Source organism: Microseira sp. BLCC-F43, assembly GCF_041929235.1.
In the GTDB taxonomy this organism is placed as follows: Bacteria; Cyanobacteriota; Cyanobacteriia; order Cyanobacteriales; family Aerosakkonemataceae; genus Microseira.
This window is the reverse complement of record NZ_JBHFNP010000149.1, coordinates 1-10,741: the sequence shown is the minus strand read 5'-3', so window position 1 is coordinate 10,741 and position 10,741 is coordinate 1. Positions and strand designations below refer to the sequence as shown.

Sequence of the window (10,741 nt, the reverse complement as noted above, 5' to 3'; positions counted from 1 at the left end):
GGTTTATTTTTTTGGAGGAATCGTTTAATGAGTATCGTCACGAAGTCCATCGTGAATGCCGATGCTGAAGCCCGCTACCTCAGCCCCGGTGAATTAGATCGGATCAAAAACTTCGTTACCTCTGGCGACCGCCGCGTTCGCATTGCCCAAGTTCTGACCGAATCTCGGGAACGCATCGTCAAGCAAGCTGGCGACCAATTGTTCCAAAAGCGTCCCGATGTAGTTTCTCCTGGTGGAAACGCTTACGGTGAAGAAATGACCGCCACCTGCCTGCGCGACTTGGATTACTACCTGCGCCTGATCACCTACGGAGTTGTTTCTGGTGACGTAACTCCCATCGAAGAAATCGGTATCGTGGGCGTGCGCGAAATGTACAAGTCGCTGGGTACCCCCATCGAAGCCGTTGCAGAAGGCGTCCGCGCCATGAAGAGTGTCGCTACCTCGCTGCTGTCTGCTGATGACGCTGCTGAAGCTGGCTCTTACTTCGACTACGTGATCGGCGCTATGTCATAGTCTGGGACGAAATATTCCCAAATTTAGCTGACATTCAGACTGGTGAAATAAGGAAACAAGAATCATGCAAGACGCCATTACCGCTGTTATTAACTCCTCCGACGTTCAAGGCAAGTACTTGGACAGCTCTGCACTCGACAAGCTGAAAGCTTACTTCTCCACCGGCGAACTGCGCGTACGCGCCGCTACCGCAATTAGCGCCAACGCAGCTGCAATCGTTAAGGAAGCTGTTGCTAAATCCCTGCTGTACTCTGACATCACCCGTCCCGGTGGTAACATGTACACCACCCGTCGCTATGCTGCTTGCATCCGCGACTTGGACTACTACCTGCGCTATGCTACCTACGCTATGCTGGCTGGCGACCCATCCATCCTCGATGAGCGCGTTCTCAACGGTTTGAAGGAAACCTACAACTCCTTGGGCGTTCCCGTTGCTGCTACCGTGCAAGCAATCCAAGCAATGAAAGAAGTTACCGCTAGCCTCGTAGGCGCTGATGCTGGTAAGGAAATGGGCGTTTACTTCGACTACATCTGCTCTGGCTTGAGCTAGACAATCAATACTGAGTGGTGAGTTGTGAGTGGTGAGTTCAGCTCAAAACTCAAAATTCAAAACTCTCTAAAAGGCATGGTCTGGGAAGTCTAGAGTCAGTGCTAGAGCGTTAAATGCTTGTCTAACTTATCGGATAAGTTTTAGCGGCTGGTATTGACTCTAGACTCCCAGACCTTGGTCTATCAAGGTAAGAAGATATTATTCAATTCGGGAGGAAATAAACGATGCGGATGTTTAAGGTAACGGCCTGCGTTCCCAGCCAAACTCGGATTCGGACTCAGCGCGAGTTGCAAAACACCTATTTTACCAAACTGGTTCCCTACGATAACTGGTTTCGCGAACAGCAACGGATTATGAAAATGGGTGGCAAAATCATCAAGGTTGAACTGGCTACCGGCAAGAAGGACGTAAATACCGGCTTGCTATAATTCCAGAACATAAACACAACAAAATGCCGTCTTTCACCTTGGGGCTGTTCGGTCACGAGGTGAAAGGCGGCAAAGTTTTGGTACACTCCTTTTGGAGTCAGATGCTTGAACCTAGTGAATTTACGCTCCTTTATTCCTTTTTTCGATCCCTCGGTTCAGGAATGGTCGCTAGAACCGCGTTTGTTGCGTTGGCTGACATTCCTGTGGCTATTTGTGGGATTGGTGGTTTTGTTCTCGGCTTCTTATCCCGTCGCCGATACCAATTTTGCCGATGGTCTGTACTACTTTAAGCGCCAAGTTCTTTGGGGCATCGTTGGACTGCTGGCATTTAGCATGATTGTGAATACCCCTTTGCGCTATCTGTTGGGGATGGCGCATTGGTGGGTGATGATACTTTTAGGCTTAATTTTAGCTACTCTCGTTCCCGGCTTGGGAACGACAGCGGGTGGCGCGACTCGTTGGTTATCTATAGGGCCGATTCCGATTCAACCTTCTGAGTTAATTAAACCTTTCCTAGTGCTGCAAAGTGCAAAAGTTTTCGGTAACTGGGATAGATTAAGTTGGTCAGTCCGCTTAAGCTGGCTGGGTGTTTTTGGGCTGATGCTAGTGGGTATTCTGCTGCAACCAAATTTGAGTACGACGGCATTCTGCGGCATGACGATTTGGCTGATAGCGCTAGCAGCTGGATTACCTTATTTATACTTGGGAGGAACGGCTTTTGCTGGGATACTTCTAGCCACTATTAGTATCAGCTTGCAAAGCTATCAGCGGCGGCGGATTATGTCTTTTACGAACCCCTGGGCTGATGCGATGGGTGATGGTTATCAGTTGGTTCAAAGTTTGCTGGCAATTGGTTCTGGTGGGACTTGGGGTAGTGGATTTGGGCTATCTCAACAAAAGTTATTTTATCTCCCAATTCAGTATACGGATTTTATTTTTGCTGTATTTGCAGAAGAATTTGGCTTTGTAGGCTGCTTGCTGTTGCTGTTGCTATTAATGGCCTACGCGACACTGGCATTAATTGTTGCGATGAAGGCGCAAAATATTTTGCACCGACTTGTGGCAATTGGTGTGATGATTTTGATGGTGGGACAGTCGCTGTTGAATATTGGCGTGGCGGCTGGTGTGCTTCCGACAACGGGTTTGCCGCTACCGTTGTTTAGTTATGGTGGTAATTCGATGATTGCTAGTTTGGTAGCTGCTGCGTTATTGATTCGGGTGGCGAGAGAAAGTAGCGAAGCTGAGGTGTTGCCTTTGCAGGATGCTAAACCTAAGACACAACGAAGACGCCGGGGTGCGACTCGCTCTTAATCCTGGAAATAGAACTAATAAGCTCCTACGCATTTAAATCCAATAAAGAGGCGGGCAATACGTCCCACCCCACAAGAAGAAGGGAAAATTTGACTCTCAAATTAGGTGCTCCCGCAGCTTATCTTTGATATCATGTTTGTTTGCTTCGGCATCCCACCCACGGGGCGGGTTTATAAAGACAATTTGCCTTGGCTCAAAGACGACTGGTAAAACCCGCCCCTACAACATCAAAAATTATACACAATATTTGCTACCCGACATGATATGGCCCGTTAAAGTAAAGGTACGATCGTTACAACAGTTTTTAAATTCATTGATCGATAGCTTTATTAATGAAATGGATAGCTAGTTTGAGGTTTTGAGTTTTTCGCTGGGTTTGGCTGCAATTTGGGTTGAAAAAATTGAAAAAAGAACCAAGCATTGAAGAGGATAATTGCAGCGATCGCAAAAACCTTAAATCCCATCCCAGCGGTTTGCTGTTTCAGTGGTTCTCCATTAATTATCTGTATTAATTCCTGGCGGCTCCGATTTGCTTCGTACCAAAATGCACACCAAAATGTAAATAATACTACAATCGGCATTCCTAAAAACAACAAAGGTTCAAATGTCACATCTCCTGACATCGCTCCAGACAGAAAAATCGGGATCGTGGCGCCGTACCATACCAAGAACCAAAAAATTAAAAAAGCGGTGACCAAAGGATGCAACCTCATCGTCACGCTAATGACTGTTCGATTCGGTAAGGACTCAAATCGCCCCCGGATATTGGGTAAAAATGAGTTGCGGTAGTGTATAATGCGATTGAGATCAAATCCAGTGCTATCGAGCCTGCCTTCATAAGGCGCATGGTTGCGAGAAAAATACGATCGAAATGCCTTTGGAGCTTCGATTTGAGCCTCTAGCCTCTTGATTACATCGGAAAGTGAATCTTGGGTTTGAATGGTAAAGCTATCGTAGGGTAAGAGTTGCATGAGTAGGTATTCCTCTAATAGGTGCAGAGCAGGTGAGATTCCCTTGCTACTCTTTTCACTACAGATTTGAAGATTAAGTTTCCATATTTACCTATCTTTTACAGCGGATTGTTTTCCTCGTCTTGGTACAGCCTTTTGGCTCTTGGTGTGCAGGCAGCATTAATCCTGCTTATACACCAAGGTGTAGCTCATCCGACTGCAATCCGCTGTAATTTATTTCCATTCTCACGATCGCGCGATACGTGCTGACGCACACGCGCAAGCGATCGCACCGCTCTTTCTATACCAATTTAAATTTTTTAATCATCGCATTCCCAATTGTATATAACACTACTAAAATCTAAATTTTTTAACGCAGATTCTTGAATAAAAAAGTGACATACACCGCCAATCCAGTTAATACTTACCACCTGATTAAAATCTTCATATATCTGAAACAAAAGAAGAATATATGGCTCTCGGTCGCTTTCCGGCTGATTAGCTTCTGGTCTAGGATCAAATGGTTGCACTGTATTATGATATCCACCTATTTTATGACCTATATCATCTGATATCTTTTTATACTCATGTCTAATTCGAGCGTTATTTATATATAAATCCTCAAATTCTTGACCTAAAAGCTTTTTAAATCGATAGTCATAACGGTTAATTGGCGCGGACTTTTTAGTAAAGTGCAAACTGCAACATCCAGCGACTGGGAAAAATTCAGTTTCCGGGAAAAAATCATAATTGGTTACGATATTTTTTACATTTAAATCTGGTTTATTAAAATACACTACTTGAAAAACATCTTCTACATTAGGAGCAGGAGATGAACCTAATAACTCATCGTCAGGAATATAAAACTGCAAGATTCCTTCGTTAGGAAAACCTTCTAAATTCGGAACTTCTGTAAAGTTAATTTGCGCCAGCTAAAATAAATAATCGCCATTGGGGTTTTTAGGATATTCAAATCCTTTAGGTAAATAGGGCAAGCCACCAAATTTACTTTGCCACCAGCTAACCTGGTCATTATTTTCAATTTTAATTTCAATGTAAGGTTTGAGGGTAGCCTCAATTCGGTGGCGAAACTTTTCTAATTCCCTTGAGAGTGGAACTTCTAATTTGTAGTTCATTTATCCCAATATTTCACCTTAATTCTTGAGCAAAAATATGGAGCTATCGCACTCCTGACCCAGCGCAATCGCCATCATAAACCTACTCCTTCAGTAGTAGATAATACAACTGCCCCGTCCAACCGATCACGCCAGCGCGATCGCCCGCCACTTCACCAGTCCCCATAAAATAATCTACACGTCCTGGCCCGCGAATCGCACTGCCAGTATCTTGATCCAACACGTAGCGACTCACCAAACGCTGTTCCATTTTTCCTTTAACGGCGGTAGGAAAGGGAACTCGCGTGTGTATTAACGCTAAAGCACCTGGAGGCATTAAAGATTTATCGGTGGCAATAGATCGCTCTGCTGTCACCGGCACTTGTATGCTACCCATAGCAGGCGCACCGTGGGTTTCTCGGAAAAAGATAAAGCGATTGTTGCGCGGAATATAATTACTCAACTCGAAAGGATTGCGGCGGAAAAAGTCGATCAGTACGGGTAAAGTTAACCCATCCAAAGGCAATTTCCCATCGCCAGCAATTTGTCGCCCGACGCTGGTATAAGGGAAATCCGTACCGCCGTCATAGCCCACGGTCATCGTGGTACCATCGGTTAGTTTTAGTTGCGCCGAACCTTGGATTTGGACTAAAAATGCTTCTAAGCGATCGCGCAACCAAACCAATTCCAACCCGCGTAACATTCCATTTCCGCTTAACCCATCTCTTCCTTCTAGCTGTACCCGCGTCGGATGAGGTTTGCGCCAGCTTTCCATATTCGCTGGTTGTCGATATAGTGGATAGCGAAACTCTGGGGTGGGAACGCGACTGGCTTCATAAATCGGTTCGTAGTATCCAGTAAAAAAGACGTTTCCTTGACCGTCTCTACCCACAGATTTGTAGAATACAAATTCCTGCTTGACAGATTCCCTTAATTGTGCTGGAGATTCCGATGCCAGCAGGAGTTCGCGGAAGCGGAGGAGGGAACGCAAGATGCGATCGCGGGTAATTCCCCGTACCGGATAATTGCGGTAAACTTGGGCAGCTCTGGGCGTTTGCAGAAAGGTGATACTGTTGTCGATGGAGGTGATGAGCGAGCGCTGATCGCCCGGTTCGCCGTCACGCCCCCAAAGTTGATCGTCCAATCCCAGGGATTCCGCCGCGACGTTGATTTGCTCAGTACTGACGAGTCGCAGCGGTACAGACAAAACGGGTAAAGTAACGGTGCCCAGGGCAATACCCAGACCAAGGGTTAAAGAAGCTAGAGTTTTAATCATTCTACGTATGAACGGTCGATACTGCTTGTAAAAACTGGTTCTACGCGAATTGCCAGAATACTCGATGGACGCACGACCATATATTCTCCCTGAATATTCTTAATCGGGACATTAATAAAGTCGTCCGACCCAGACTTGGGTACTAATTCGCCACTGTACCACTTTTGGAAATCTTGAATAGTCGGAAACCGCACTTCTTCTCGATGACCGCCATTGATCAGTAGGTGTACAGCATATTCGCTAGGTTTGGGCATAACTGGATTTTTATAATTGACTGCACGGAAAACATTATGCGGCGATTGGGTTCAAAACGCGCGATTGATTTCTCATCGGGTCATGGCGTTCCCACGCAGAGCATGGGAACGAGGGTCATGGGGCAGGTTGGGAACTAGGGGAGAGTATATTACTTTTTCATCCCCTTGTCTTCCCCATCTCTCTGACGCCGATTAGCGATTAGCGATGAGCGATTAGCAATTAGAACAAGTTATACCTTGCCAGTTGAGCTTCCAGGGCTTTAGGCAGCATTTTATCGAGTTCTGCTGCGTTTTTAAACGATAGCCGTTGATAATTGGGCAAATCAAACGGAAATTGCCCGGTTAAGTCGGGGCGTTCCATCTGCGCCAGCAATATTTGCTCGGTGCGCTTGCATTGTAGGGCATATCCCAGTTCGATGCAGACTTGGGGACCCGGAATTAGCTGGGTAGTCTCCTTGCCTGCCAAACTGGTGATCGGCGTAGTGTCGGCTATCATTAACAGACTTTTGCGGATTTTCCGCATTTGCGTGCTGTTGAGTCGAATCGGGGCATCCGTTGGTCGGTGGGATTCTTCTAATATTAGAGGCACGCGCGATCGCTTGTTCAACTTCTCCAACGTTTTTTGCAGTCCCTCCCGCAACGCCTCGCTTGCAGCAGCATACTCATTTTGGTAGCAAAAGAAAATTATTGGCTCCAAATTCGCCATCACCGTCTGCTTGGTGAAATAAATCTCGTGACTGCTCAAGTCTATGTTCGAGATTGCATAGCCGCCGCTACCTTCGATGTAAAATTCTACCGTCTCCCCTTCTAGGTAGCGTTGAAACCAAGCTGAGGCTTTTACTTCGTGACTGTCTTCTAAAAAGTCCGCTCGCAAACCGGATTTCAGCAAACTATTTTTGCTCAGGCGCAGGTCGTGGGGACGTTTTTCTAATTCTTTCAGTGGTTCGTATTGCTGGAGATACCAGGCTCGCAGGGCAATGATTGCCATGATCTGTTATTTACACGCTCTCAAACACAACAACACCCAAGCTTCTACTCCTTGAGTGATTTCCTCTCATTGTTATATCCTAGTTGGAGCCGCTCCGATTTAGCAATTCTCGTTTCTCGGTTGCTTTACTCCCTTAGCCAACATCTGAGGAAATATCAATTTTCGCGTTGGGTGTTGTTGTGTTTGGTTACAGACATATTTGAATTAAACAGCTCTTTTTACCTCTTTACTTTTTGTGGACTTGGCTGTTTTGTCTGCCAGAAGCTTTATCAGCTTCGATTATTAATTTATCACTACCTATGTTAGACATCAAGCCTTTGAAACTAAACTTTACGTTTCTGATTTCCAGCCTGCTTTACTTCATCAGGACTTACGCAATACCAGGCCATAAACCCGGTTTCTTCGTTGATCTATGCTTCCTCAACCAACAATTTTTCGTATAAACCGGGAACTTGCGCTTAATTCCTATTCATAAAGTTTAGCGGGTCTTGTAGGCAAGACCCGCTCTCAACTTCCATTTCACAATACAACAACATCCACCTCTGACTTGTTGAGCGATTTCCTCCTAATTTTGGTTAAGTCTATCTAGAGTTGCAACTAGCAAAAACTTTTTCACAAAGTTCATTCATCTCAGTTGCCTTACTCCCTATCCACCATTTTAGGAAATATCAACTTTCATTCCGGTAGTTATTGTTTTCGCAATAGACAGATTCAAATGAAACAGCTTTTTTTTCCTCTTAACTAAACTACACTTGGCTTTGGCTGTTTTATCTGCCATAGAAGCTTTTCTTTGCTTCTATGCTTAATTTATCACCGCTTTATTTGGTTAGCAAGCATTTGAAACTAAACTTTACTATTTTTGGCTGCTATTATTCGCTTACCTATGGATTAAATTTATAAAAACCCTTGCTGCGTCAGCTAGATACTGTTAAGCTTGCTACCTGATGCACCGTTGAACAAGTTTGAGTAAATGCTCAGATTATGTTAAAAAAAGTTGCGATAGGCGATAAATATAACAAGGCATGGTAGAAAGCTGAGAGAGGGCTCGCCCAAACCCAAACTTGTAGGGTGAGTTAACGCAGTGTAACGCACGACTCGCCCTCAAACTTGTAGGGTGAGTTAACGCAGTGTAACGCACGACTCGCCCTCAAACTTGTAGGGTGAGTTAACGCAGTGTAACGCACCAGTCTCCGAGGGTGGGTGAGGAATCGATAGGTAAAAACTCACGCACCCTACACTCGCTCATGACTGATGACGATTCGCAAAATCGATAATGCCAAAATGACCAAAAATAAGACTAACCCGATAGTGCAGGCATAGCTAATTTCTAAATTTTGGAAAGCCTGTTCGTAGAGGTAGTATACAACTGTCTTAGAACTATTGCGCGGCCCACCTTGAGTCATGATGTAAACTTCTTCAAAAACTTTGGTGGCAGATATAGCAGAAATCACCGCTACTAAAAACATATACGGTTTCATCAACGGCACGGTAATATCCCAATGTTTGCGAATACCATCCGAACCATCCATCGCCGCCGCTTCATAAAGTTCATCGGGGATGGATTGCAACCCGGCTAAATAAACTACCATGTAATAACCCAATCCTTTCCATATTGTTACAGCCATGACGCTATAAATTGCCCAATTGGGACTGGTCAACCAAGGAATACCAGTTTTAAAGCCAAATTGTGCTAGCAATTGATTCAGCAAACCGTTTTCAGCATAAAGCCATTTCCAGGCAATTCCAGCTACAACCATTGAAATGACGACGGGTGTATAAAAAGCCGCCCGAAACCAGTTTATTCCACGGAGTTTACGATTAACTAAAATTGCGATTAAGAGGGGTGCAATAACCAAAATCGGTACAACGCCGATTAGATATAACAGCGTATTTCCTAGGGTTTTCCAAAAAACGCGGTCATTCCACAAACGCTGAAAATTAGCCAAACCTACCCATTCGGGAGATTGAGAGAGGTCATAACGAGTAAAACTGAGGTAAAAAGCTTGCAAAGCAGGCCAAAATACAGTTAAACCTAAAACGAGTAAAGCAGGTAGTAAAAATAGGTAAGGCGTGAATCGCCGTTGCAGGGGAAGCCAATCTTTCCGTAACAAATTTTGCATAGGTTAAAAGCAATTGATTGATGCAAACATTACCTGTCAAACCCACTCCTACGAGTTTCCTAATGCCCACTTACTTGCAATTGGCATTCGCCATCCTGTACCGAAGGCGCGATCGGTAATTTTTAATCCTGGGGGTGCTTGGCGTCGTTTAAATTCGGCGCGGGTTACTAATTTTACTACTTTATCTACTACTATTGAATCGTGTCCGGCGGCAACTATTTGGGCGGGGGATTGGTGTTGTTGAATAAAGCGTTGCAAAATATCGTCGAGGATGTCGTAAGGCGGCAGGGAATCTTGGTCTGTTTGTCCGGGTTTTAGTTCGGCACTGGGTGCTTTGGTGATGATATTTTGAGGAATAATGTCGCTTTCTGCTTTGCTATTTAACCAGCGACAAAGCGAGTAGACCCGCGTTTTGGGTACGTCGGCGATCGCTGCCAATCCCCCATTCATATCCCCATACAACGTACAGTACCCAACTGCCATTTCTGACTTGTTCCCCGTCGAGATTAATAGGTGTCCAAATTTGTTAGCGATCGCCATTAATAAATTTCCCCGAATCCGCGATTGAATGTTCTCCTCTGCAATACCAAATGATGTACCGGCGAACAGCGGTTCTAAGGTTTTGTCGTAAACTTGCATTAAATCCCCAATCGGTAAAATCTGCGTTTGTATGCCCAAATTTTCCGCTAATTTAAGCGCATCTTTTACCGAATGATCCGAACTGTAGGGGGAAGGCATGAGGACACCCAAGACATTTTCTTTACCGATGGCGGCGGATGCGATCGCAGCTACCAATGCCGAATCTATCCCCCCACTCAATCCCAGCACAATTTTACCAAAACCGCACTTGCGGACATAATCTCCCACGCCCAATACAAGTGCGTTCCAGATTTCTTCATCCTCGCATTCTGGTAAAGGCGCAATCGATTTTAGCTGTTGCCTTCCCCCCTTTTGAAGGGGGGGCAGGGGGGGATCTGATTTTGGATTATTATTTAGCGGTTGCCTCCCCCCCTTTGCCAGGGGGGGCAGGGGGGGATCCGATTGTGGATGATGATTTAGCGGTTGCATCCCCCCCTTGTGAAGGGGGGGCAGGGGGGGATCTGATTTTGGATGATGATTTAGCGGTTGCATCCCCCCCTTGTGAAGGGGGGGCAGGGGGGGATCCGATTGTGGATGATTGCTTAGGGGTGGCATCCCCCCCTTTTGAAGGGGGGGCAGGGGGGGATCCGAGTGTGG

9 protein-coding genes and 2 pseudogenes are annotated in these 10,741 nt (G+C 45.5%); 4 read left to right on the top strand and 7 right to left on the bottom strand.

The genetic code is table 11. The annotated features are described in order from the left end of the window. The first annotated feature begins 27 nt into the window (after positions 1–27). The 4 genes from apcA to ACE1CM_RS21220 all read left to right on the top strand — a co-directional run bounded on the left by apcA (position 28) and on the right by ACE1CM_RS21220 (position 2,802). Entirely contained in the window at positions 28–513 is a 486-nt protein-coding gene (gene apcA / locus ACE1CM_RS21235) for an allophycocyanin subunit alpha (protein WP_374880110.1), read from the top strand. 64 nt (positions 514–577) lie between these two features. Further along, the gene (gene apcB / locus ACE1CM_RS21230) at positions 578–1,063 is read left to right on the top strand and encodes an allophycocyanin subunit beta (protein ID WP_226580625.1); all 486 of its coding nucleotides are present in this window, start codon (positions 578–580) and stop codon (positions 1,061–1,063) included. Positions 1,064–1,287: 224 nt separating this feature from the next. Continuing rightward, the gene (locus ACE1CM_RS21225; RefSeq protein WP_226580621.1) at positions 1,288–1,491 is read left to right on the top strand and encodes a phycobilisome linker polypeptide; all 204 of its coding nucleotides are present in this window, start codon (positions 1,288–1,290) and stop codon (positions 1,489–1,491) included. Between the two features lie 114 nt (positions 1,492–1,605). Beyond that, positions 1,606–2,802 carry an FtsW/RodA/SpoVE family cell cycle protein gene (locus ACE1CM_RS21220; RefSeq protein ID WP_374880170.1) on the top strand — a complete coding sequence of 399 codons (1,197 nt, stop codon included), beginning with the start codon at positions 1,606–1,608 and terminating at the stop codon, positions 2,800–2,802. 329 nt (positions 2,803–3,131) lie between these two features. Here the strand turns inward: ACE1CM_RS21220 and ACE1CM_RS21215 are convergent, their stop codons facing one another. The 7 genes and pseudogenes from ACE1CM_RS21215 to ACE1CM_RS21185 form a co-directional block, all read right to left on the bottom strand. After that, positions 3,132–3,773, bottom strand: coding sequence for a hypothetical protein (locus tag ACE1CM_RS21215; protein ID WP_374880107.1), 642 nt, complete (start codon positions 3,771–3,773; stop codon positions 3,132–3,134). Positions 3,774–4,072: 299 nt separating this feature from the next. Next, positions 4,073–4,888: pseudogene (locus tag ACE1CM_RS21210) on the bottom strand (YwqG family protein). A gap of 82 nt (positions 4,889–4,970) precedes the next feature. After that, on the bottom strand, positions 4,971–6,143 hold the full coding sequence (locus ACE1CM_RS21205; RefSeq protein WP_374880105.1) for a murein transglycosylase A: 1,173 nt from the start codon (positions 6,141–6,143) through the stop codon (positions 4,971–4,973). Further along, positions 6,140–6,397, bottom strand: coding sequence for a hypothetical protein (locus ACE1CM_RS21200; protein ID WP_374880103.1), 258 nt, complete (start codon positions 6,395–6,397; stop codon positions 6,140–6,142). Before ACE1CM_RS21200 ends, ACE1CM_RS21205 begins: the two co-directional genes overlap by 4 nt. A gap of 220 nt (positions 6,398–6,617) precedes the next feature. Then, a complete protein-coding gene (locus ACE1CM_RS21195) occupies positions 6,618–7,385 on the bottom strand; it encodes a hypothetical protein (RefSeq protein ID WP_374880101.1) in 768 nt (255 codons plus the stop codon). 1,232 nt (positions 7,386–8,617) lie between these two features. Continuing rightward, positions 8,618–9,505: a carbohydrate ABC transporter permease gene (locus tag ACE1CM_RS21190; protein WP_374880099.1), complete on the bottom strand. Its 888-nt coding sequence runs from the start codon at positions 9,503–9,505 to the stop codon at positions 8,618–8,620. A gap of 48 nt (positions 9,506–9,553) precedes the next feature. Continuing rightward, positions 9,554–10,417, bottom strand: a pseudogene (locus tag ACE1CM_RS21185) (NAD+ synthase); the annotation flags it as partial. Between the last annotated feature and the right edge of the window lie 324 nt (positions 10,418–10,741).

Excerpts from the sequence above, each read along its gene's own strand:
- ACE1CM_RS21205 (WP_374880105.1), bottom strand. The coding sequence starts at position 6,143 with ATGATTAAAACTCTAGCTTCTTTAACCCTTGGTCTGGGTATTGCCCTG.
- ACE1CM_RS21195 (WP_374880101.1), bottom strand. The coding sequence starts at position 7,385 with ATGGCAATCATTGCCCTGCGAGCCTGGTATCTCCAGCAATACGAACCA.
- apcB (WP_226580625.1), top strand. The coding sequence starts at position 578 with ATGCAAGACGCCATTACCGCTGTTATTAACTCCTCCGACGTTCAAGGC.
- apcA (WP_374880110.1), top strand. The coding sequence starts at position 28 with ATGAGTATCGTCACGAAGTCCATCGTGAATGCCGATGCTGAAGCCCGC.
- ACE1CM_RS21225 (WP_226580621.1), top strand. The coding sequence starts at position 1,288 with ATGCGGATGTTTAAGGTAACGGCCTGCGTTCCCAGCCAAACTCGGATT.
- ACE1CM_RS21200 (WP_374880103.1), bottom strand. The coding sequence starts at position 6,397 with ATGCCCAAACCTAGCGAATATGCTGTACACCTACTGATCAATGGCGGT.
- ACE1CM_RS21190 (WP_374880099.1), bottom strand. The coding sequence starts at position 9,505 with ATGCAAAATTTGTTACGGAAAGATTGGCTTCCCCTGCAACGGCGATTC.
- ACE1CM_RS21215 (WP_374880107.1), bottom strand. The coding sequence starts at position 3,773 with ATGCAACTCTTACCCTACGATAGCTTTACCATTCAAACCCAAGATTCA.